General features: G+C 57.6%; 19 protein-coding genes. 11 read left to right on the top strand and 8 right to left on the bottom strand.

Going from position 1 to position 22,710, the window contains the following annotated elements:
- Positions 1-53: 53 nt before the first annotated feature.
- From pcaG to pcaD, 4 genes are read right to left on the bottom strand one after another with little or no spacing between them, the layout of a single operon-like run.
- Positions 54-674, bottom strand: coding sequence for a protocatechuate 3,4-dioxygenase subunit alpha (gene pcaG / locus ACQZ48_RS14895; RefSeq protein ID WP_077984026.1), 621 nt, complete (start codon positions 672-674; stop codon positions 54-56).
- Between the two features lie 2 nt (positions 675-676).
- A complete protein-coding gene (gene pcaH / locus ACQZ48_RS14890) occupies positions 677-1,417 on the bottom strand; it encodes a protocatechuate 3,4-dioxygenase subunit beta (RefSeq protein ID WP_448728942.1) in 741 nt (246 codons plus the stop codon).
- Complete coding sequence (pcaC, locus tag ACQZ48_RS14885) at positions 1,414-1,848, bottom strand: 4-carboxymuconolactone decarboxylase (RefSeq protein ID WP_077984024.1); 435 nt, start codon at positions 1,846-1,848, stop codon at positions 1,414-1,416. The genes pcaH and pcaC overlap by 4 nt, the downstream gene beginning before the upstream one ends.
- Before the next feature lie 3 nt (positions 1,849-1,851).
- Entirely contained in the window at positions 1,852-2,649 is a 798-nt protein-coding gene (gene pcaD, locus ACQZ48_RS14880; protein WP_443387814.1) for a 3-oxoadipate enol-lactonase, read from the bottom strand.
- A gap of 94 nt (positions 2,650-2,743) precedes the next feature.
- Between pcaD and pcaQ the strand changes: the two genes are divergently transcribed.
- Complete coding sequence (gene pcaQ / locus ACQZ48_RS14875; RefSeq protein WP_142913097.1) at positions 2,744-3,688, top strand: pca operon transcription factor PcaQ; 945 nt, start codon at positions 2,744-2,746, stop codon at positions 3,686-3,688.
- Here the strand turns inward: pcaQ and pobA are convergent.
- Positions 3,682-4,854 (bottom strand): 4-hydroxybenzoate 3-monooxygenase, encoded by a 1,173-nt coding sequence (gene pobA, locus ACQZ48_RS14870; protein WP_271359030.1) that lies wholly within the window; start codon positions 4,852-4,854, stop codon positions 3,682-3,684. The genes pcaQ and pobA overlap by 7 nt on opposite strands.
- A 117-nt stretch (positions 4,855-4,971) precedes the next feature.
- Between pobA and ACQZ48_RS14865 the strand changes: the two genes are divergently transcribed.
- Positions 4,972-5,895 carry a helix-turn-helix domain-containing protein gene (locus ACQZ48_RS14865; RefSeq protein ID WP_448728941.1) on the top strand — a complete coding sequence of 308 codons (924 nt, stop codon included), beginning with the start codon at positions 4,972-4,974 and terminating at the stop codon, positions 5,893-5,895.
- Here the strand turns inward: ACQZ48_RS14865 and ACQZ48_RS14860 are convergent.
- A complete protein-coding gene (locus tag ACQZ48_RS14860) occupies positions 5,865-6,626 on the bottom strand; it encodes an IclR family transcriptional regulator (protein ID WP_077984020.1) in 762 nt (253 codons plus the stop codon). The genes ACQZ48_RS14865 and ACQZ48_RS14860 overlap by 31 nt on opposite strands.
- 139 nt (positions 6,627-6,765) lie before the next feature.
- On the opposite strand from ACQZ48_RS14860, the gene ACQZ48_RS14855 reads away from it, so the two are divergent.
- The 9 genes from ACQZ48_RS14855 to ACQZ48_RS14815 all read left to right on the top strand — a co-directional run bounded on the left by ACQZ48_RS14855 (position 6,766) and on the right by ACQZ48_RS14815 (position 20,653).
- Positions 6,766-7,473 carry a 3-oxoacid CoA-transferase subunit A gene (locus tag ACQZ48_RS14855; protein ID WP_077984019.1) on the top strand — a complete coding sequence of 236 codons (708 nt, stop codon included), beginning with the start codon at positions 6,766-6,768 and terminating at the stop codon, positions 7,471-7,473.
- A complete protein-coding gene (locus ACQZ48_RS14850) occupies positions 7,470-8,165 on the top strand; it encodes a CoA transferase subunit B (protein ID WP_142913091.1) in 696 nt (231 codons plus the stop codon). The genes ACQZ48_RS14855 and ACQZ48_RS14850 overlap by 4 nt, the downstream gene beginning before the upstream one ends.
- A 10-nt stretch (positions 8,166-8,175) precedes the next feature.
- Entirely contained in the window at positions 8,176-9,381 is a 1,206-nt protein-coding gene (gene pcaF, locus ACQZ48_RS14845; RefSeq protein ID WP_448728940.1) for a 3-oxoadipyl-CoA thiolase, read from the top strand.
- Positions 9,382-9,527: 146 nt separating this feature from the next.
- Complete coding sequence (locus ACQZ48_RS14840; protein ID WP_448728939.1) at positions 9,528-10,313, top strand: TIM barrel protein; 786 nt, start codon at positions 9,528-9,530, stop codon at positions 10,311-10,313.
- 619 nt (positions 10,314-10,932) lie between these two features.
- Positions 10,933-11,577, top strand: coding sequence for a DUF1629 domain-containing protein (locus ACQZ48_RS14835; RefSeq protein WP_448728938.1), 645 nt, complete (start codon positions 10,933-10,935; stop codon positions 11,575-11,577).
- 43 nt (positions 11,578-11,620) lie between these two features.
- Positions 11,621-15,604: a hypothetical protein gene (locus tag ACQZ48_RS14830; protein WP_448728937.1), complete on the top strand. Its 3,984-nt coding sequence runs from the start codon at positions 11,621-11,623 to the stop codon at positions 15,602-15,604.
- A 148-nt stretch (positions 15,605-15,752) separates the two neighbouring features.
- On the top strand, positions 15,753-17,939 hold the full coding sequence (locus ACQZ48_RS14825) for a type I secretion system permease/ATPase (protein ID WP_448728936.1): 2,187 nt from the start codon (positions 15,753-15,755) through the stop codon (positions 17,937-17,939).
- Positions 17,936-19,423, top strand: a complete 1,488-nt coding sequence (locus ACQZ48_RS14820; RefSeq protein ID WP_448728935.1) for an HlyD family type I secretion periplasmic adaptor subunit — start codon at positions 17,936-17,938, stop codon at positions 19,421-19,423. The genes ACQZ48_RS14825 and ACQZ48_RS14820 overlap by 4 nt, the downstream gene beginning before the upstream one ends.
- Positions 19,424-19,606: 183 nt before the next feature.
- On the top strand, positions 19,607-20,653 hold the full coding sequence (locus ACQZ48_RS14815; RefSeq protein WP_269826737.1) for a LacI family DNA-binding transcriptional regulator: 1,047 nt from the start codon (positions 19,607-19,609) through the stop codon (positions 20,651-20,653).
- Between the two features lie 9 nt (positions 20,654-20,662).
- Here ACQZ48_RS14815 and ACQZ48_RS14810 read toward each other — a convergent pair whose 3' ends face one another.
- Together ACQZ48_RS14810 and ACQZ48_RS14805 are read right to left on the bottom strand one after the other, a co-directional pair.
- Positions 20,663-21,712 carry a carbohydrate ABC transporter permease gene (locus ACQZ48_RS14810; RefSeq protein WP_142913080.1) on the bottom strand — a complete coding sequence of 350 codons (1,050 nt, stop codon included), beginning with the start codon at positions 21,710-21,712 and terminating at the stop codon, positions 20,663-20,665.
- 2 nt (positions 21,713-21,714) lie between these two features.
- The gene (locus ACQZ48_RS14805; protein ID WP_448728934.1) at positions 21,715-22,710 is read right to left on the bottom strand and encodes a carbohydrate ABC transporter permease; all 996 of its coding nucleotides are present in this window, start codon (positions 22,708-22,710) and stop codon (positions 21,715-21,717) included.

Genomic DNA, 22,710 nt, shown 5'->3' with positions numbered 1-22,710 from the left:
CTTTTGCGCATATCGTCGTCGCAAAACCGCTGCACACCTTAGCGCGATATGCGTCAGATATCGAAAAACACGGTTTCGCCTTCGCCCTGAAGACGGATATCGAAGCGATAAACGTTGCCTTCTTCCTTTTTGGCGACAAGCGTGGCGATGCGGCTTTTTTGCTCGATGCGGGCAAGAACCGGGTCGGCGGCATTTGCCTCCTGTTCTTCCGGGAAATACATGCGGGTCTGCAGGCCTATATTGATGCCGCGGGCGACGATCCAGAAGGTGATGTGCGGCGCCATCGGCCGGCCATCGCGGAAGGGCACGGTACCAGGCTTGATCGTCTCGAAGACGAATTCGCCCGTATCCATGTCGCCGGGCGAACGGCCCCAGCCGATGAAATTCGGATCGGCCTTGCCCCGCGTTTCGCTGGGGCTGTTGTAATAACCGTCGCAATCGGCCTGCCAGATTTCGATCAGCGCGTCCTTCAGCGCCATTCCCGCACCGTCATAGACAGTGCCGCGCACGCTGATGCGTTCGCCGCGGGCCTTGTCGTTATAAAGCGGACCTGAACCGAGATCCCGCTCGAACACGCCCTCGATGCCGACGAAATTCGGCGTGCAGCCGATATGCACGTAAGGGCCTGCCGTCTGCGAGGCGGTTTCCTTGAGATAGCTGAGCGGCTGAACCATGGTCAGTTTCCCTCCATGCGGTTTTCGAAAAGGGTCGAGCGGCGGCCGCGCAGGACGATATCGAACTTGTAGGCGAGCATGTCCATCGGCAGCGTCACATTCATGTCCAGCGGTGCGATCAGGCGTTTGATCGCGTCCTCATCGGGGATGGTCTTCACGATCGGACATTTCCAGATCAGCGGATCGCCTTCGAAATACATCTGGGTAATCAGCCGCTGGGCAAAGCCGTGGCCGAAGACTGAGAAGTGAATATGGGCCGGCCGCCAGTCATTGACGCCGTTCGGCCAGGGATAAGCCCCGGGCTGGATGGTCTTGAACCAGTAATAGCCGTTTTCATCCGTGATCGTGCGGCCGACGCCGCCAAAATTCGGATCGATGGCGGCGAGGTAACTTTCCTTTTTGTGGCGGTAACGGCCGCCGGCATTGGCCTGCCAGAATTCCACCAGTGCGCCGTCCACGCCGCGGCCGCGTTCGTCCAGCACCCGGCCGTGGACCAGAATGCGCGGGCCAACAGGCATTTCGCCGGGGCGGGCATAGTTGAGGATGAGGTCGTTATCCAGCGGGTTGAGCATGCCATGGCCGAAAACGGGGCCGGTGATCTCGCTTTTGGTGCCCTCAAGCGAAATCAGGGCGCGCTGCGGCGAGCGCAGGATCGAGGTTTTGTAGCCGGGCGCATAGGCGAGCGGATGAATATCGCGGTTGCGCGCGAAGAAGGGCCCGGTTTCGGGCGGTTGGTTGCTCATTTCGTCTCCTCCCCATCGCCAGAATTATCAGCGGAACTATCGGCCTTCATACCGGCCAGGGCAAGCTTGGCGATCTTGAAGGCGTGGTTGGCGGCGGGCACGCCGGCATAGATCGCCACATGCAGCAGTGCCTCGCGAATATCCGCTTCGGTGGCGCCGGTATTGGCGGTGGCGCGCACGTGCATGGCCAGCTCCTCGTCCTGCCCGAGGGCGGCGAGCAGGGCGATGGTCACCATCGAGCGCTCCCGCTTCGTCCAGTGGTTGCCGGACCAGACCGTTCCCCAGGCGGCTTCGGTGATGAGCTGCTGGAAAGGCTGGTCGAAACCGGACGTCATGGTCTGCGCCCGGTCCACATGGGCGTCGCCGAGTACGGAGCGGCGGGTCTTCATGCCCTGTTCAAATCTTGCGTTCTTGTCGATATGGTCCGCCATCGGTCAATGCTCCGGCAAGGTATTGAGAAAAATGCCTGCCGCCTGTGCGTAAACGAGCGGCTGTTCGAGGCAGGGAATATGGCCGCAGCCGGCAATGGTGACGAAGCGGCTTGCGGGAATGAGACCGGCCAGCGATTGCACCAGTGCCGGCGGGGTAGAGCCATCCTGATCGCCCGCGACACAAAGCGTCGGCACGGCGATGCGCCCGGCCTCTTCGGTAAAATCCGCATCGCGGATGGCCGCACACGTGCCGCTGTAACCGGCCTCCGGCTGTTGCGAAAGCATATTGCGCGCGCCTGCATAGACGGCGTTGTCAGGCTGACGGAAGGCGGGTGTAAACCAACGCTCCATGACGGGATCGACCAGCGAGACGAGGCCGTCTGCGGCGATCTTGTCGATGCGGGCGTTCCACATCTCGGCCGTGCCGATCCTGTGTGCGGTGTTGCTGAGTATGAGCGCGCGCACCAGATCGGGACGGCGGGCATAAATCCCCTGCGCAATCAGGCCGCCGACCGACAGGCCCCAGATGATCGCGCTCTTCACGCCAAGATGATCGAGGAGTGCGATCAGATCGCCGGCGTGATCGTCGATGGAATAGGGCGGCTGCCCGACATCGGAAAGCCCATGGCCGCGCTTGTCGTGCAGCACATAGGCATAATCATCGCCAAGCGCTTCAATCACCGCATCCCAGATGCGGAAATCCGTGCCGAGCGAATTGATGAAGGCGACGACCGGCTTGCCTGTGTCCAATCCCTTGACGTGATAATGGATCACCGTCTCGCCGCAGCGCAGAAAATGCATGATGTGCTCCTCCTGCCGGGGATATTGCAAGCGGGTTCCGGTTAAGTAAAATGACATTATCGATGAAAATCATAACCACTGGATTATATGAGCGATGGTCGATCAGCGTATCAAGTTCCGCCACCTGCAGACTTTCGTGGAGGTGGCGCGGCAAAAAAGCGTCATCCGGGCCGCGGAGATCCTGCATGTCAGCCAGCCGGCGGTAACGAAGACGATCCGTGAACTGGAAGAGATTCTCGGCGTCTCGCTGTTCGACCGGGAGGGGCGCGGCATCCGCATCAGCCGTTATGGCGAGGTGTTCCTGCGCCACGCGGGCGCGACGATGACGGCGTTGCGCCAGGCGGTCGATTCGGTATCGCAGGAGGCGGCGCGCGCCGGTCCGCCGGTGCGGGTCGGCGCTCTGCCCACGGTGTCTGTTCGCATCATGCCGAAAGCGATGGCCGGATTTCTGGCGGAAAAGACCGGCAGCCCGGTGAAGATCGTAACGGGAGAAAATGCGGTTCTGCTGGAGCAGCTGCGTGTCGGCGATCTCGATCTCGTCGTCGGGCGTCTCGCCGCGCCGCAGAAAATGGCCGGTTTTTCCTTCGAGCATCTCTATTCGGAAAAAGTGCGCTTCGTGGTGCGCGCCGGCCATCCGCTGCTCTTACCCGGCCTTTCCGTGTTCGATCACCTGCATGAATATCCGGTGTTGATGCCGACACGCCAATCAGTCATCGGCCCAGTCGTCGAGCAGTTCCTGATCGCCAACGGCGTGCCGGCCCTGCCGATCCGCATCGAAACCGTGTCCGACGCCTTCGGCCGCGCCTTCCTGCGCACCAGCGATGCGATCTGGATCATCTCGGAAGGCGTGGTGGCGGCCGATGTGGCGGATGGTATTCTCGCAATCCTGCCCGTCGAGACCGGCGATACCAGTGGCCCGGTGGGGCTGACGGTGAGGGCCGATACGCAGCCCACGCTGCCGCTGTCGTTGCTGATGCAGGCCATCCGCGAGGCGGCGGGCGAGTTGCTGGATGGTCGGCCGGAGGCTGTCTCTCAGTAAGGAAGCCCCACATAATTCTCCGCAAGCGCGGTGGAAGCGGCGCGCGATTGCACCAGGTAATCCAGCTCCGCCTCCTGTATGCGCTGGCCAAAATCTCCGGTATCGGGGAAGCGGTGCATCATCGTTGTCATCCACCAGGAAAAGCGCACCGCCTTCCAGACGCGGGAAAGCGCTTTCTGCGAATAGCCGTCGATGCCGGCCTCGGACTTCTCGCGATAAAATTCGATCAGCGCCTCGCTCAGATAATGAACATCGCTGGCGGCAAGGTTAAGGCCCTTGGCGCCCGTCGGCGGCACGATATGGGCGGCGTCTCCGGCCAGAAACATCCTTCCGAACCGCATCGGTTCACAGACGAATGACCGGAGCGGCGCGATGGATTTTTCAAAGGACGGGCCGGTGACCATGGCATCCGCATGGTTTTCCGGCAGGCGGCGGCGGATTTCGTCGAAGAAGCGCTGGTCGCTCCAGTCTTCCGGCCGGTCCTCCAGCGAACATTGAATGTAATAACGGCTGCGCGTGTTTGAGCGCATGGAACAGAGCGCAAAACCACGCGGATGGTTGGCATAGATGAGTTCGTGATTGACCGGCGGCACGTCAGCGAGAATGCCGAGCCAGCCAAAAGGATAGACCTTCTCGAATTCCTTGATCGCCCCCTGCGGCACCGATTTGCGGCTCACCCCGTGAAAGCCGTCGCAACCGGCGATGAAATCGCAATCGATACGGTGGGTTACGCCGTCCTTCTGATAGGTGACATAGGGGCTTGCGCCATCGAAATCATGCGGTTCGACATTGCCGGCGTCGTAGATGGTCACAAGATTTGCCGCTTCGCGTCTATCCATCAGGTCATGGGTCACCTCGGTCTGGCCATAAACCATGACGCGTTTGCCGCCGGTCAGGTCGAAGAGATCGATGCGGTGGTCGCGGCCGCCGAAGGTCAGCGAAAAACCGTCATGCGGGAGGCCTTCCCGGTGCAGGCGCTTATCCGCGCCGACCTTTTCCATGAGTTGCACCGTGCCTTCTTCCAGCACGCCGGCGCGGACACGGCCGAGAATGTACTCCTTGCTGACCCGGTCGAGAATGACGGTCTCGACGCCTTCTCTGGCCAGAAGCTGGCCAAGCAGAAGCCCCGAGGGGCCGGAGCCGATGATGACGACCTGGGTGCGCATTGTTTCCTCCCGAACTTGTCTCCTATCAAGAAATTGACCAAGGGATGCTGCAAGCTCAATGGACTTTCTGATCGGCAAATTGCACAATCCGACCATTGTGAGGAGGAGCGAAGGAACATGCGGCTTGCTGCAAGCGAAGGTTTGTATGGCGAAGAGGCGGTGCAAGGCACTGATTTCCGCTTCCATTGCGAGACGCTTTTTTCCAGAAGCAGCCTGCACCGCTTCGAAATCGGCCTGCACCGCCACGCGGCCTTTCAACAAATCTTGTACATTTGGGGCGGTGAGGGCGATGCCCTGCTGGATGGTCGCACCGAAGCGATCCGCCCGCCGGTCGCCATTGTCGTGCCACCGGGTTTCGAACACGGCTTCCGGTTTTCGCGCGATATCGGCGGGGTGATCGTTACCGTGCTGCCGGGCGCCCTGCCGGCATCGGTGCAGGCGCTGTTGCTGCGGAATTTCCACCGGCCTGTCCTGTTGCCGTTGCGGGATTTCGCCGATGGCGAACGCCTGCGCAGCGGGTTCGAACAGATTTCCGTCGAATATGAAACCCGTGAAACGGGCCGGGATGCCATTATCGAAGGTCAGTTGGCCATCGTGACGGGGCTTCTGGCGCGGGCGGCGCGGCCTCTGCTTGAGGGAACCGGCGAAGGTCTGGCGGAACAGCGTTTCGAACTTTTGCTGTCACTGATTGCACGCCATATTCGCGATCCGCAGAAAGCGGAGTTTTATGCGCAAAAGCTCGGTCTTTCCGAGACGCATCTCAATCGCCTCGTCCGTTCCGTTTCCGGCCTCAGCCTGCAGCGGCTGATCGCCAAACGCCAGATCGAGATCGCCCAGCAGGAACTGATTTTTACCGTTTCGAGCGTGCAGATGATCGCCGAGGGGCTGGGTTTTGCCGATCCGGCCTATTTCAACCGGTTCTTCAAGCGCGAGACCGGCATGACCCCGCGTGCCTGGCGGCTGGCGGAGAAGCGGAAAATGGGGGATTCCGGCGCGCGGCAGGTGCCGCTTCAGACCAGCATTCTTGCCAGTTCGCGCTGAACGGCAAGTAGGGCGGGTAGATATCGCTCCACCAGATCCTCCATCGAGGCGACCGAGGCGGCAAGCCCGACATTAAGGGCGGCAACCGTCTGGCCGCGCACGCTTTTCAGCGGAACGGCGATGGAGCGAAGGCCGATCTCGACCTCCTGATCGATCAGCGCATAGCCGCGATGGCCGGTGACCTCGATTTCCGCGAGCAGTGCGTCCAACCTGGTGATCGTCTTTTCCGTGCGTGCCACCCGCCTGGAGGCCTCGAGAATGGCGCGCTGCCGCTCGGCCATCTGCGCCGAAAGCAGAACCCGGCCCATGGAGGTGCAATAGGCCGGCAGGCGCGACCCCGGCATCAGCGCGATCGACATCACCCGCTGCTGAGCGGCACGCGCCACATAAACGATTTCGGTCTCGTCCAGGATGGAAACGGAGGTGCTCTGGCCGATCTCCTCCGACAATCGGTCGAGCAGCGGCTGGACGATCTTCGGAAGCGGCATGGTGGCCAAACAGCCGGTGCCGAGCCGCAGAACTTTCGGCGTCACGGTGAAGAACTTGCCGTCATAGGCCGCATAGCCAAGCTCCGAAAGAGTCAGCAAACAACGCCGCGTCGTGGCTCGGTCCAGCCCGGCGATCTCGGCGGCGTCAGAGATCGACAGGCGCGGCCGTTCGGCGCTGAAGGCCTCGATCACCCGCAATCCCTTGGCAAGACCACCCATCATGTCTCTTTCGCTGACGGCCATGTCCCAGCTCCGTTTGTGCGATATACGAACAAAAATCATATAACGCACAAAATCCTTGCCGTCGAGGTGGTTTCGGATTTACCTCACGGTCAGGCAGCCTTGCGGGTTCCATCCGCTCGGCTGGATGGAGGTTTTGAGAATGGACAAGACAATTAAGAGCGCTAAAGAGGCGCTTGCCGGCATCGGCGATGGTGCGACGATCATGATCGGCGGTTTCGGCGGCTCCGGCGCGCCTATCGAACTGATCCACGCGCTGATCGACAAGGGCCCAAAGAACCTGACGGTCATCAACAACAATGCCGGCAATGGCCGCATCGGCATCGCCGCAATGATCGATGCCGGCATGGTCAAAAAGATGATCTGCTCCTTCCCGCGCTCGTCCGATCCGCGCGCTTTCACCGACCGGTATCTGGCTGGCGAAATCGAGCTGGAACTGGTGCCGCAGGGCACGCTTGCCGAGCGCATTCGCGCTGGCGGCGCTGGCATTCCGGCGTTCTACACCCCGACCGGCTTTGGCACGGAACTGGCGCAAGGCAAGGTCATCGCGGAATTCGACGGTCGCTCATACGTGCAGGAGCGATGGCTGAAGGCGGATTTCGCCATCGTTAAGGCGGAGCTTGGCGATACCTATGGCAACCTCACCTACAATAAGGCGGGCCGCAATTTTAACCCGCTAATGTGCATGGCGGCAAAGACCACCATCGCGCAGGTCTCGAAGATCGTCAAAGCCGGCGAGATCGATCCGGAGCATGTCGTCACACCAGGCATTTTCGTGAACGGCATCGTCGAAATCCCCGATCCGCAACAGGAAGAAGTCCTCATTCGCGCCGGAGTAGCCTACGCATGACCACGACCATCGACACCCGCGAAGACATCAAGCTTTCCAACGCCCAGATCGCCTGGCGCGCGGCGCAGGACATCGAGGACGGCGCTTATGTCAATCTCGGTATTGGCTTTCCCGAAATGGTGGCGCGTTACCAGCCGCCCGGTCGTCAGGCGATTTTCCATACCGAAAACGGCATCCTGAATTTCGGCGAGGCGCCGCCGGAAGGCGAAGAGGACTGGAACCTCATCAATGCCGGCAAGAAAGCCGTGACGCTGAAGCCGGGCGCGGCATTCTTCCACCATGCCGACAGCTTCGCCATGGTGCGCGGCGGGCATCTGGATGTGGCTATCCTCGGGGCCTATCAGGTGGCGCAGAATGGTGATCTCGCCAATTGGCGCGTCGGCTCCAAGGGCGTGCCGGCCGTCGGCGGCGCGATGGATCTGGTGCATGGCGCCAAGCAGGTCTTCGTCATCACCGAACATGTGACCAAGAACGGCGAGCCGAAGCTCGTTGAAAAATGCAGCTTCCCGCTGACTGGCGTCGGCTGCATCACCCGCATTTATACCAGCCATGCGGTGATCGATGTGGTGGACGGCCGTTTCGTGCTGCGTGAAAAACTGCCGGCGATGACCTTCGATGAATTGCAGGCCATGACCGGCGCGCCTTTGGCGGTCGATGGCGAGGTCGCCGATCTCGTCGCCCCGGAACTTTGAGGAAGAACTGATGACCGATGCATTCATCTGCGACTATATCCGCACGCCCATCGGCCGCTTCGGCGGCGCGCTTTCTTCGGTGCGGGCCGACGATCTCGGCGCGGTGCCACTTAAGGCGCTTGTCGAGCGCAACCCGTCCGTCGACTGGGAAGCGGTCGAAGATGTGATCTTCGGCTGCGCCAACCAGGCGGGAGAGGATAACCGCAACGTCGCACGCATGTCGCTGCTGCTCGCCGGCCTTCCGGTGTCGGTGACCGGAACGACGATTAACCGGCTGTGCGGCTCGGGCATGGATGCGCTCATCACAGCCGCCCGCGCCGTGAAATCGGGCGAGGCGGAATTGATGATCGCCGGCGGCGTGGAAAGCATGAGCCGCGCGCCGTTCGTGCTGCCCAAGGCGGAGAGCGCCTTTTCGCGCAATGCCGAAATCTACGACACCACCATTGGCTGGCGTTTCATCAACCCGTTGATGAAGGCGCAATATGGCGTCGATTCCATGCCGGAGACTGGCGATAACGTCGCCATTGACTATCAGGTCTCCCGAGAGGATCAGGACGCCTTCGCCGTTCGCAGCCAGCAGAAGGCGGCGGATGCGCAGGCCAATGGTCGTCTTGACAGAGAAATCGTGTCCGTCACCATCCCGCAGCGCAAGGGCGATCCGCTGGTGGTATCGAAGGATGAGCATCCTCGGGCCACAAGCCTTGAAGCGCTGGCGAAGCTGAAGCCGGTTAACAAACGCGATGGTGCGACCGTGACGGCAGGCAATGCGTCTGGCGTCAATGACGGTGCTGCCGCACTCATCGTCGCATCGGCGGAAGCTGTGAAAAAATACGGGCTGACGCCGATTGCCCGCATTCTCGGCGGTGCCGCCGCCGGCGTTCCGCCGCGCGTCATGGGCATCGGCCCTGCGCCTGCCTCAGCCAAGCTTCTGGCACGGCTCGGCCTGAAGCAGGAACAGCTCGACGTGATCGAGCTGAACGAGGCCTTCGCCAGCCAGGGCCTCGCCACGCTGCGCCAGCTCGGCATTGCCGATGATGATGCCCGGGTGAATGTGAATGGCGGCGCCATCGCGCTCGGCCATCCGCTCGGCATGTCGGGTGCCCGCATTGCCGGCACGGCGGCGCTGCAGCTTTCGCTGACCGGCAAGCGTCTTGCGCTCGCCACCATGTGCATCGGTGTCGGGCAGGGCATCGCCGTGGCGCTGGAGCGGGTGTGACCTTTCGCTTCAGCTGAGGTCCGTTTTGATCTTCCCTGTGCTCGCGTTTTGCCGCGAGCACAGAACATATATGCGCGGACAAGCTGGCGCTGGACTGGCAGCGGGATCGGCCATAGGGTCGCAAAATCCTGTGCCAAGAGGTCTACATGCGTTTTGCCATCAACCACATCACCGCGCCGAAGCTCTCCCTTGAGGCGTTCTTTGCGACGGCCCGCGAACTCGGCCTTACCGAAGTCGAAATCCGCAACGACCTGCCTGATATCGTCGGCACGGTGGAGCCGGCGGCCGTGAAGGCGGCGGCCGAAAAGGCCGGCGTGACGATCATCTCGATCAATGCGCTTTATCCCTTCAACGTCTGGTCGGGCGACCTGCCTGCGCGGGCCGTCGCCATGGCCGATTATGCGGCGGCAAGCGGCGCGAAAGCGCTGGTCATGTGCCCGCTTAACGACGGTACAGTGGTTTCCTTCGACGATCTCGTGGCGGCGTTGAAGGCCATGAAACCGATCCTCGAGGAACGTGACCTGATTGGTTTCGTCGAGCCGCTCGGTTTCCCGATCTCTTCGATGCGCACCAAGGCCGAAGCCATCAGGGCCATCGATGCGGCAGGCGGCGGCGATGTCTACAGGCTGGTGCACGACACCTTCCACCACCATCTCGCAGGCGAGACGGAGTTCTTCCCCGAACGTACCGGCCTCGTGCATATTTCCGGCGTGATCGACCCCGGCGTCTCCGTCGCCGACATGCTGGACGCCCACCGTGTACTGGTGGATGGCGGCGACAGGCTGGAAAATATTGCCCAGATCAGGAGGCTGGAGGCGGCCGGTTACAAGGGACCTTACAGTTTCGAACCCTTCGCAACCGAGGTGCACGAGTTGAAGGATCCTGGCGCTGCCGTGAAGGACAGCATCGACCATATCTGCCAGGCGCTCTGAACGCCTTGCCGCCCGCGGTTTGCCGCGGGCGGTGCGCTCGATGGTAAAATGTGAGGAGCGGAGAGGAACGTTCGACGCATCTCCGTAAAGATCCCATAAAAGACATTGCCGAACTGATATTGACTTTTGCGTGTTTCGTCGCCGCGATTGTTACATAATGATCGCGTGTTCGCCATGCTCTAGAAATTCCAGCGTGATTTTGTGAATGGTTATATGTTTTCTTAATAAATTTTAATATAGCTCGTTCATAACAAATATTATGTACGGCTTGATATTGTTAATATTTAAAACTGCATTTAAACTGTTTTGTAGTTGACAAATTTATTGCTTAGCGCTTGAAATGGTATCCAAGTTGATTTGGGTGTTAGACTGTAAGGAAGTGGTGTTTGACATGCCATTGGAGTCTGAAAGGAGGCCGCTTGAGCTTGGAGCTGGAGTGGCGACGCCTGATGTGTTTGGCTCAAAAGCATGATTTGTAAGCTTGGCGCGTTCTCTGCGAGTCATCTGGAGGTTGGTTTGTCCTTCACACGAGGGCGGCCCACGGCGCTTGATTAATTTGTTGGACCGAGGCTCGTATGGCGACGTAGATATTATAGACGATATAATTCCGGAGTTGATTGTGAACGACGCGAGAGCACCCCACCGCCACAGCGGCGAGAGAAAATTTTATGTATTTGGCCCGGACATAACCGGTGGAGGTCCAGGTCATGGTCTTGTTTTTGTCAACAAAGAGAAACTGTTGACGCCACCCCGCCTGATCCTTCGTCCTGACGGCGGCGGCTTCCCAAAATTAAATGAGAGGCCGCACATTTCCTACGACAAGAAGAAGGGGAGACCCCCACGTGATCTGGAGGGGACGCTAAGCGGATACTGGTTCGTGTCCGAGCGACTGAAGAACATTTTTGAATCCATCGACGCAGCGGCGTTTGCTTTCGCAGAATGCGACTACACGCTTGCTGACGGATCGATTGGGCCGAAGCACTTCTTGTGTGATGTTGTCAGATCAATTGATGCATTGGACAAAGAAGCTTCAGACATGCGCATTAAAATTTATCGAAACCATCAGACTGGTGAAGATGAAGAGATTTACAGCGTCGCAGGCGGCGCGAGCATTTATTTCCGCGAAGATGTAGTTGGCGACGCTCATGTTTTTGTTCAGCCACGACTTGCGGCAGATCCAATTTGTGACGATGCATTATATGTTGCTTTTAAAGCTGTAAAAAACATTAATGGTATTTGTTTTTTAGACGCATTAAATCTTTAGAATGATTTTTTATTAAAAATTTACTTCAGCTGGAGCTATTTTAGTGGTCGATATTCCTGCGTTTCAAAGTCACCATATTATAGAGCAACAAGCGGTGGGCAAGAGCGCTTTGTTGGAAGCGCTAATTGAACTAGGACTTTTTAAGGTGGGCGATCAGGCCAACCTCATAAACTTGCCGCGCGAACGTACAGTGGCAATTAAGATGGGCGTGTCTCCGCATCTAGGCGGGCCTATTAAAGAGTACTCCAATGGGTTAGCGTTTCAATTAGCGGAGTTGGAAAAATCGCCCGATGGCCAATTGGCGATGAAAGGTGACAAATCGGCCGCCTTGCGTGTTGCTGGAGAAGTGAGTTCGTTGCGCAATACGATGCGGTCAGCGATAATCAACGGCGACCTGTTTACTAACTTTCCTGATGAGAATCTGGCGGAAGTGACGCGTGCGATAAACGACAGGTTCTATAAAGACCCAAAATCCTACGCAAGTAAGCATCCCGTCGAGATTGATAGGTTTGATAAAGGGCAATTCAATGGTTGGGATGCAGCCACGGCATCTGAGGCTAAGCTTAAGTCGGCTCTCGAAGCAATTGAGCAGACCGGCTATAAAGGCGCTAAAGGCGCGGCGGAGGTAGCCAAATTAGAATTGGGACTGGCTGTAGCGAAAGCGCGGCAATCCGGTCGTCTGGTTGTGTCACCGACTTTCGCACAGAAGCTCGATGGCACTTGGGAAGCCCAGCTCTTAAAAGAAATCCTCAGCGGGAAAGCCACAGTCTCAAGCATTCAAATGCCCATGGTTTTAACGGGTCTGAAAATTCTCGGTGTTGCCGGCCTGTTCTACGACATCACCACAAGTACTGCGGAAGCTGCGAATGCAGTCGATAAAGGCGATAAAGCCGGCGCTGGGAATATAATGGCCCGCCTTGCAGGCAGAATCTATCTTGGCATGGAAGGGGGAGCGATAGGTGCCGCGGGCGGTGCGGCGGTCGGTGCTGCTCTAGGCGCTGCAGGTGGACCCGCCGCACTTGCAACTTCCGTTGTAGGCGCTCTTGTCGGCGGAGTCAGCGGCGCGATTTTAGGTGATGCGGCCGTCGATGCGCTTTGGAAGGCTGCTGATGATGTCGTTTCGCTGTTGCAGGCTGGCACGCCTGAAGCGGGTGTCGAGACGCCATTGCTGCAACCTTCCGGCAAATATTATCGCGGTCTGATCGCAAGTGGCATGCCCAAGGATATAGCCGACAAACTCATTCGCGAGTTAAATTCGGAATATAAAGAACGGCGCCTTCAGCAGCCGGATGCCTCTGCTGAGGCTTTGATAGAAAGCGTCATAAGGGACGTTCGCGCAAATCAGGCGATAGAACCTGAAAACGAAGCGGGTGCCAGTGTGACCACTATTCGGGGTGGGCGTTACGCCACCACAATTATCAATAGCGGCAGCGGCAAAATCGAATCAATAAATGAAATCGAAACCGGCAAGCCCGTGTCTTCTGTCTTCCATAATAATCTCGGAAAAAAGACGGGCGAAGTTGTATTTAGTGCGGATGGATCGACCACAGAAAAATCCTATGATCCAGATGGCAACCGTATAGAAAGATCGTTCAGTCCACAGGGCGAGGTTGTACGGGAGCAGTTTTATATTGCTTCTATGAATCTGACATTGGATTCTCAAATCGTCAGCCAAAAGAAGGAGGTTTTGATCAGGCTGGCAAATCAGGCACGTGCCCGCCAACAGTTTGCTAAAGCTGAGGCAAACCAAAGAACCGCGTCACAACGTTTACAGGCGGCAACCGAATATTTCGATCGCACTCAACAGGCTCTGCAGGTGAGTGAACGCGAAATGAGTTCTCTTATTATACGGGTAAGGGACGCCAACGGCAAATACACCTACAGAACCCGAATTGCCACTGTAGAAGATAAGTTTAATCTTGAGCGACTGCGTTCGATTACGGCTGGGGCGAGAGCTGAGCGGGACCGATTGCAATCACAATATAGCCTGGCTGACCAGACGTTTCAGCAAGCAACCAACTTGATGAACGAGGCTGATGAAAAGCTAAAATACGCGGAAGCGGAGCTGAAGAGGGAGGAAAACTTTCAGCTTCCGATGGTTGGTTCGGCCAATGTCCCACAACAGATGCCCGGACCCGCAGCCTTGGGCGATACTAGATCGAATAACGTCAAGGCAACGGACGATTGGAGTAGAGACCTTGCTGAATTAAGAAGGGAGATGGCGCAAGCTGGACGTGAACGTGCAGCAGCTCCCGGTGAACGGGATGTTGGGAGTGCGGAAGCAGATTTAGATATAACGACGTTTCTTCAAGATTTGCAGGCTCTCAATGACGCTAACGACAATCTCTCCAGCGACATAGACGCCTTTACTTCAGCTTTGACGGAAAAAATAGCTAGGGCGCAGACGGATACTGACAGTCAAACCGCTGCAGCCAAAGCGGCGGCGGCAAAGGCTGAGGCAGAGCGGCAGGCAGCTGTGAAGGTTGAGGCAGAGCGACAGGCAGCTGCGAAGGCTGAGGCAGAGCGACAGGCGGCTGTGAAAGCTGAGGCAGAGCGACAGGCGGCTGTGAAAGCTGAGGCAGAGCGACAGGCGGCTGCGAAGGCTGAGGCAGAACGGCAGGCAGCTGCAAAGGCTGAGGCGGAGCGACAGGCAGCTGCGAAGGCTGAGGCGGAGCGACAGGCGGCTGCGAAGGCTGAGGCGGAGCGGCAGGCGGTTGTGAAGGCTGAGGCGGAGCGGCAGGCGGCTGTGAAGGCTGAGGCAGAGCGACAGGCGGCTGCGAAGGCTGAGGCGGAGCGACAGGCGGCTGTGAAGGCTGAGGCAGAGCGACAGGCGGCTGCGAAGGCTGAGGCGGAGCGGCAGGCGGCTGCAAAGGCTGAGGCAGAGCGGCAGGCAGCTGCAAAGGCTGAGGCAGAGCGACAGGCAGCTGCGAAGGCTGAGGCGGAGCGACAGGCGGCTGTGAAGGTTGAGGCGGAGCGACAGGCGGCGGCAAAGGCCGAAGCGGAACGTGCCAGGATCGCTTCGGAGGAAGCCCGGAAGGCTCAGGAGTTACAGCTTCAGCGATATAATGAACGCATGAGGCAAGAAGAACAAAGCCGACGGGAGAGGGACGAGCGGCAGCGCCAATGGAACTTGCAACAGCAGCGTGAAGCGGAACAGCGTCGCCAACAGGCCGCAGCCGATCAAGCGCGCCGGGATGCTGAGCGCGAGCGCTTGAACCGGGAGGCGGAGCAAAGAGTTTTCGAGAATTTGAGAAGGCAGCAGACATTCTCTAACTTGCCGTCCAGCCCCACAATTTTCAGACCGCCAGGTCGTCTTGAAATCAACGTCCCTTACAATCCAAAGATCGGCATAACCGGTAATGAGCGATGGTATTATGGCGGGAGCAGAATACGTCCAGTGGCTTTCGATCTTAATGGTGATGCGCTGCTGGAGATGCTGCTTCTTTCAGATGGCGTGGACAGAGATATTTACACCGTCGCAGGTGTCAGACATGGTTCGACAGCACACTTCGATTCAGACGGGAATGGTATTTTAGACAATACAGCCTGGATAGGCCCAAACGACGGGATACTTGCAATTGATCTTGGAAAGAGCGAAGCGACCGGGCCTGATGGCATAATCAGCAGACCGGAGGAAATAGCTTTCTCAATGTGGAAATCCGAAGAAGAGCGAGTAGCCGAACTCAAAGCTCAGGGCATAGATGACACCGGCCGCCCTGTCACCGATCTTGAAGGCCTGCGTTTCGCGTTCGACACAAACCAGGACGATATTCTCGATAATCGCGATGCTCGGTGGAGTGAGTTCCGCATCTGGCAGGATTTTAACCAGAACGGTTCCTCGGACGAGGGCGAACTGAGTACATTGGAGGCCGAAGGTATCGCTTTCATCGACCTTATGCCGAGAGGAGAAGGCGTAAAATTGTTCCCGGACGGTTCCATGATCACGGGAACGAGTTCCGCCAAGAGGATAGACGGAACGTCTATTCTGGTCGGAGACGTAGCGCTCGCTTACAGGCCTCAGCCATAACGCGTTGTCAGGTTCTCGGAAATGTCGGCTGGCGTGTTTGTCTCACGCGCCAGCCGACTCTCAGGCTAGCCATCGCGTGCAGTTCAGGCGTTAGCCACGTCCATGTGGCTGTGTCATCACACAAATATCGATGAAACAGAATAGAGCCATGCCAGGTCTCGTTGATTCCTATAACGAACGAAAAACCGATGATGCACAAACCTCTGAGGTTGAACATGATAGCGGTCTCGCCGCCCTGTGTGCTATCGCCGCTCACTATCGGATAGCGGCGGCGCCGAAAAAAATCAGATATGAGCTTGCTATTTCAGGTAAAGCGCATTCTCACGATATTTTGAGGGCCGCAAAGAATATCGGTCTGAAAGCAAGACTTATACAGGCGAAATCGGAAAAGCGCATCATGTCGTTACCGGTTCCCGCTGTGCTCTGCTTTAATGACGGCACCTATGGCCTGTATCTTGGAGCGGCAGGCGAGGGCATGTGCAAGGTCGCCGATCCTGAAAATCTGGCTGTACGGCAGATGGATATTGCCGGTTTGCTGGAGGCTGGCAACGGCGCGTTCATTCTCGTGCAAAGGCGATTTGCAGGGCCGGGCGCTTCCAAGGAAACTTTCGGTTTTCGATGGTTTCTTCCATCCCTGTTCCGATACCGCAAGGCATTCGGCCACGTCTTAATCGCTTCGCTTTTTGTACAGATTTTTGCACTCGTAACGCCCCTGTTCTTTCAGGTAGTGGTCGATAAGGTGCTTGCTCACAGAAGCTATTCAACTCTTATCGTTCTGGTTGTCGGGCTTGTCGCACTCGGCCTCTTTGATGTCATTCTCCAATATCTCAGAACATATGCTCTATCCCATACCACCAACCGTATCGATGTCGAACTCGGCCAGAGGCTCTTTCGGCATATGATGAACCTGCCTTTGAGCTATTTCGAAACGCGGGCTGCAGGTCAAACCGTTGCCCGCATTAGGGAGCTGGAGACCATTCGGGATTTTCTGACGGGGCAGGGACTGTTCTCAGGTCTCGATCTGCTTTTTACAGGCGTTTTCATATTCGTTCTGTTTTGTTATTCGACGACCTTGGCATGGATCGTTGTTGCCTCAATCCCATTTTATATTGGGATTGGAATTCTGATCCGGCCATTTCTTAAAGAGCGTATCGATGAGAAGTTTGATCGGGGTGCCTACAGCCAGCAGTTACTGGTGGAAACCGTTGTTGGCATTCAGACGCTGAAGGCGTCAGCAGTCGAGCCTGTCGTTTCCGCGCAATGGGAAGAGCGGCTGGCGGCCTATGTGCGGTCTTCTTTCGCTGCGACAATGCTTGCTTCCAAGGGGCAAAACGCCATTCAGTACATCAACAAGATTACGAGTGCGGCGCTGCTACTGTTTGGAGCGCAATCCGTTATCAATGGTGAATTGAGTGTCGGGGCACTTGTTGCGTTTAATATGATTGCCAGTCAGGTGTCGCAGCCGATTTTACGGCTCTCTCAATTGTGGCAGGATTTTCAGCAGGTCCAGATATCGGTTTCGAGGTTGGCGGATATCTTGAATGCCCCTGCGGAACCACGGCCAAGAACACCCATCAATCTGCCGCCGCCAAGAGGTGCCTTGGAGTTCAGGCGGGTCAACTTTCGGTATCGGCCTGATACACCAAATGTCCTGAACGATATTAATGTTACCATTCGGCCGGGTGAAGTGGTGGGAATCGTCGGAGCTTCCGGTTCCGGGAAGTCTACTCTTACGAAGCTTATTCAGCGGTTCTATTTACCCGATAGCGGTCAGGTATTTCTGGATGGCCAGGACATATCAAAAGCCGATCCCGCGTGGCTGAGAAGTCATATCGGCGTGGTGCTGCAGGAAAACATGCTGTTTAATCGCACTGTTCATGAGAATATTGCATTCAGTAATCCCGCAATGTCTCGCGAAATGGTAATCCGGATGGCACGAATGTCCGGTGCGAACGAGTTTATTACCAAGCTTTCTCGCGGTTACGATACAATGATTGAGGAGCGTGGGGCAAATCTTTCTGGTGGACAGCGGCAAAGAATAGCTTTGGCGCGTGCGCTGGCAACCAATCCCCCTTTACTCATTCTCGACGAGGCGACCAGTGCGCTCGATTATGAAAGCGAACGCATCATTCTCCAGAACATGCGCGATATCGTACGCGGCCGTACAGTCATCATCATCGCTCACAGGCTGGCCACTGTTCGTTATTGTAACCGCATTATCGGCATGAAGGACGGCGCCATCACTGAGCAAGGGACCCATGAGGAGCTACTTGCTCGCGCCAGTGGAACCTATGCTCATCTCTGGAACCTTCAAAGTGGAAGTGTTTTCGCGTGAAAGTCCACGCTCGTCTTACCCGGCACGCGAAGCTTGCCGGCAAAAATAATGAGGCAGTCTCTCGCCGGGATATGGAGTTTCTCCCGGCCGCTCTCGAGATATTGGAGACCCCGCAGTCTCCCGTCCGGATTGCTTTTTTATGGTTCATCTGCGTTCTGGCAACCTCGCTGCTTGCTTGGGGATGGTTTGGCAAATTTGACATTGTCGCAACGGCGCAGGGCAAGATTCAACCGGTCGGGCGCGTAAAAATCATTGAATCCCTTGAACATGGAACGACCAGTTCAGTTGTCGTCGGTAACGGAGATCGCGTCGAGGCGGGCGAGATTGTTGCTGAACTGGAGGACACTGAAACGAGAGCAGACGAGGCCGCGAAATCGAGCAGCTTTCATACTCTTCAGGCCGAAACTCTGCGGCGCAGTGCGTTTAGGGAGGTGCTGGCCGGGCTCAAGAAAAGCACGTGGCAACAACCTGACGAGTCGGGATATCCAGTCCTTATTTTTGCCAGTGAGATCCCTGTTTCCATCCGTCAACGTGAACAAACTGTATTTGAGGCAGATCTTCGGAGCCTGTGGGCCAGTATAGTTAGTCTTGCCGCCCAACGGCGGCAAAAAGAAGAGCAGATTGTCGGGTTGACGGAGGCGATCGCGTCCCAACGCGAACTTATCCAGACGCTGGAGCAACGGGTCGATATGCGGACGCAAATTTTTCTGTCTCGCGCAGGCTCACAAGTCGAAGTCTTTGATGCAACGCAGGAATATCAGGAGGCGAAGTCGGTATTAGCCGACAAGTTGGCACAGCTCATGGTGTCAAAAGCGGAGGTGAATGTTGTCATAGCAGAGAGTGAAAAAATTATAGAATCGGCATCCGCCGACAATTCAAACCGTTGGTTGGAAGCATTGCGAGCCAAGGATGAATTGGAGCAAGAGTTGATCAAGATAAAAAGTCGAAGGCAGCGCCTCCAGATACGATCGCCAATTGACGGCGTCGTTCAACTTTCATCCATCACCTCCGTAGGGCAAGTGGTGATGGCGAATACTGAGCTAATGCGTATCGTGCCATTCGATTCGGTTCTGGAGATTGAAGCATATCTTCCAAACAAAGATATTGGTTTCGTTGAAGCGCGGCAGTCCGCAATTGTGAAAGTCGACGCCTATCCGCACACCCGTTTTGGCGTTTTGAAAGGAGAGGTAAAGCATATCTCCGCGGATGCCATTCCTGAACCGGATGCTCAAAATCTCGAGTCAACAACAGCGCAAACTACCCAATCCGTTGTTCCCACGGGAAACGCACAAAGAGTACAAAATCTTGTTTTTCCCGTTACCGTCGCTCTTCAGGATAGTGCGATGCAAATCAGTGGCCGGTTTGTCCCGGTTACGCCTGGCATGAGTGTAACTGTAGAAATCAAAACAGGGCAGCGACGAATTTTGGAGTATCTGTTTTCGCCGCTAGCGGAGGTTACGTCCGAAGCGATGAAAGAGCGATGATTTCGAAATCTGCCTGATCCAATATGTAGCCGTTCACAAAAAATCCAAAGAAATCAATTCCGAATTTCAGGATGATGCTGTAGTTTTTCTCTACAGAGATGGCAAAGATAGGCTATATATAAACTGCGTGAGGCAGGCTTTCTGCCCGCACCGTCTGAAGAAGAGTGGTTGAATTTTCCCTATATGAAAGCGGATAGGAAAACGACGCTTAAGGACGTGGCGCGGGAGGCGAATGTTTCGCTGAGTACGGCTTCGCACGCCATCAACGGCACCGCACCCTTGACCACGCAGGTTCGCGACCGGGTGCTGGAGGCGGCCCGGGCGCTCGGTTATCTCGAGAACCGCAGACAGAAGGCGACGATCGCCACCCTGCGCGTGGTGCTTCTGGCCATGACCAATGATGCCGCACCGCAGAGCGATCTCAACATGGTCAGCTGGACCATGCTGAACGGTTTCCGGCGTGAATGCGAGCGGCGCGGCATTCGCATCGTTCCCTATGTCAGCGCAACGAGCCGGCTCGACCCGGTTGCGGTGGCGGCGGCGGCGGATGCTGAAAAGGTCGACGGTATCGTCATCCTGAACGATGACAGGCCGCAACTGGTCGAGGCGCTGTCTGCGCGTGCGCGGCCGGTGGTGCTGATCAATGGCGAGGACCCGGCCATGATCGTCGATACGGTAACGGCCGAGAACCGTTTTGGTGCGCGGCTCGGCATCGAACATCTGCTGTCTCTCGGGCATCGCAATATTCTTCACATCACCTGGAAGGGCCGCACAACGATCCGCCGCCGTTACGATGGCTATAGCGACGCGTATCTAGCGGCAGGTCTCGCTGTTCCCGCCGATATGGTCATCGAGGTGGAGAGCTATGAGCCCGAATGGGGCGAGGCTGCCATCCGTCGTCTGCTGGCCGATGACAAGCCGCTCAGAAACGCCACCGCGATTTTCTGCGCCGCCGACAATCTGGCGCTCGGCTGTCTGAAGGCCCTGACGGAGGCAGGAATCCGGGTGCCGGACGATGTTTCGGTGCTGGGGTTTGACGATATCATGCCGGCGGCCTTCAGTGCGCCGCCGCTCAGCACCATCCAGTTGCCCGCCGACCGGTTGGGCGGTGCGGCGCTTTCGCTGCTGGAGCAGCGCCTTATGGCGGCCGATCCGACACGTCCAGCGCACCGGCTGGAACTCGGCTGTCGGCTGGTGTTGAGGGGCAGCATTGCGCCGCCCCCCAAATGATTTGTCGTTTTATTTCATGCCCGTGCCGGCAATGCCTGTCGTGATGTAGCGCTGCAGGAACAGGAATACGACGGTGACGGGTGCGAGGCTGAGGAAGGTCATGGCGAGGATATAGTGCCATTGCACCGAGAACTCCCCCTGGAAGGCGTTCAGCCCCACCTGCAGCGTGAAGTTTTCACGGCTGCTGAGAACGATCAGCGGCCAGAGGAAGTCGTTCCAGCGCCAGAGCACCGAGAAGATGGCGAGGACCGCAAGCGCCGGGGCCGTCAGCGGCAGGATGATGCGCCAGAATATGCGGAATTCGCTTGCCGCATCGACGCGAGCCGCCTCGATCAGTTCGTCGGGAATGGTCAGCATATATTGCCTGAGCAGGAACACGCCGGTCGGCGTCGCGACCGTCGGGATGATGACGCCCCAGAGATTGTCGACGAGGCCGACGCCGACGATCACGAGATAGGCCGGCACCATGACGACGGTGAGCGGGATCATGAGCGTCGAGATAATCAGCACGAAGATCGCCTTCTCACCGCGGAAACGGTATTTCGACAGCGCAAAGGCGGCCATGGCGTTGACGATCAGCGTCAGGACGGTTGCGACGAAGGTGACGAAGACCGAGTTCTTGAGGAAGGTCAAAAAGCTGAACCGGGTGAGCGGATCGGTAAAGTTCTCCGTCGCAACAGTCAGTTTCTGGACGGGCGTTATTTCGCGGGTATCGACGCTGACGGGCGGGCCGGGATTGGCAGGGTCGACCATCTGGGCTTTCAAGCCGATGCGGCGGATCATGGCCATTTCCCGCTCCATACCGTCGATGGGGGCTTTCCACAGGCTGAGCGGTTTGTCGTAACCCTGGACTTCCACCTGCACGGCGGCGCGCGGCAGAAGGCTCGGCGGAAACCGGGTGATTTCGGCTTCCGGTTTCAGCGATGACATGGCGGCCCAGACGACCGGGATGAGGACGGCAAGCGTGCCGCCGATGAGCCAGACCCAAGAGAGGATATCGGTGAGGCCGATCCGGCCGGGGCGGCGGGTGCGTGTGAGGAAAGAGACGGCGTTGGACATGGTCAGGACTCCATCTTTTTGCCGAGGCGCAACTGCACGAGGGTGAGTGCAAGAAGCACAAGGCCCATCAGAACCGATGCGGCGGATGCCAGGCCGAAGAGCCTCAGATCGCTGCCGAAGGCCATCTGGTAGATATATTGCACCACGAATGTATTGGCCGTGCCCGGTCCGCCGCCATTGGTCAGAACCCATGCTTCATCAAAGATCTGCACGGAGCGGATCATCAAGAGGATGAGCACGACGAGCAGGTTGGGGCCGAGAAGCGGGAGGGTGATGCGCAGGAGGGTGCGCCGGGGTGAGGCGGCGTCGATGGCGGCGGCTTCATAGAGGTCCTTCGGGATGGCCTGAAGGCCGGCGAGCAGGATCAGCGTATAAAAGCCCATGTGGAACCAGACCGAGACCACAACGACGAAGAACCGCGACCAGCCGACATCCAGTAGGAAGATTTCCGGCGGCACGCCCAGCATCTGGAAGAAGGCGTTGAGGAGGCCGTTGCGGTCCAGAAACCATTTCCAGATGAGGCCGATTACGACGGGCGACAGCAGGACCGGGTAAAAGAACATGGCGCGAAAGAAACCGCGCGCGGCAATCGCCCTGTTGAGGATGAGAGCGGTGATGAGCGCGACCAGCAACGTGGCGATGACGTTGAAGCCGACGAACCACAGCGTGTTCCAGATTGCGGTCCAGAACAGCGATTCCCGGCAGCTGCCGGGGTCCATATAGCTCTGGCAATCCAGCAGCTTGCCGAAATTCTCCAAACCGACGAAGGGGCGGTCGGTGATCAATAGTTCGGTGCCGCCGGTGAAGGCGTAACCGACGGCAATGGCAATCGGCAGGAAGGTGAAGATGCCGAAAAGAACGAGGTTCGGCATCAGGAAGATATAGGGCATGCGCCTTTTGCCGACCAGCCGCTCGATGAGATTGAGCGGCACTTCGGCAATCGCCATCACGGCATCGAGCGCGCGGTCGGACAGTCTCGCAAGCTTCGGATTGGCCAT

Source organism: Agrobacterium sp. 22-209-1, assembly GCF_053522485.1.
The sequence above is the reverse complement of the archived record's forward strand: the minus strand, read 5'-3'. Positions and strand labels throughout refer to the sequence as shown.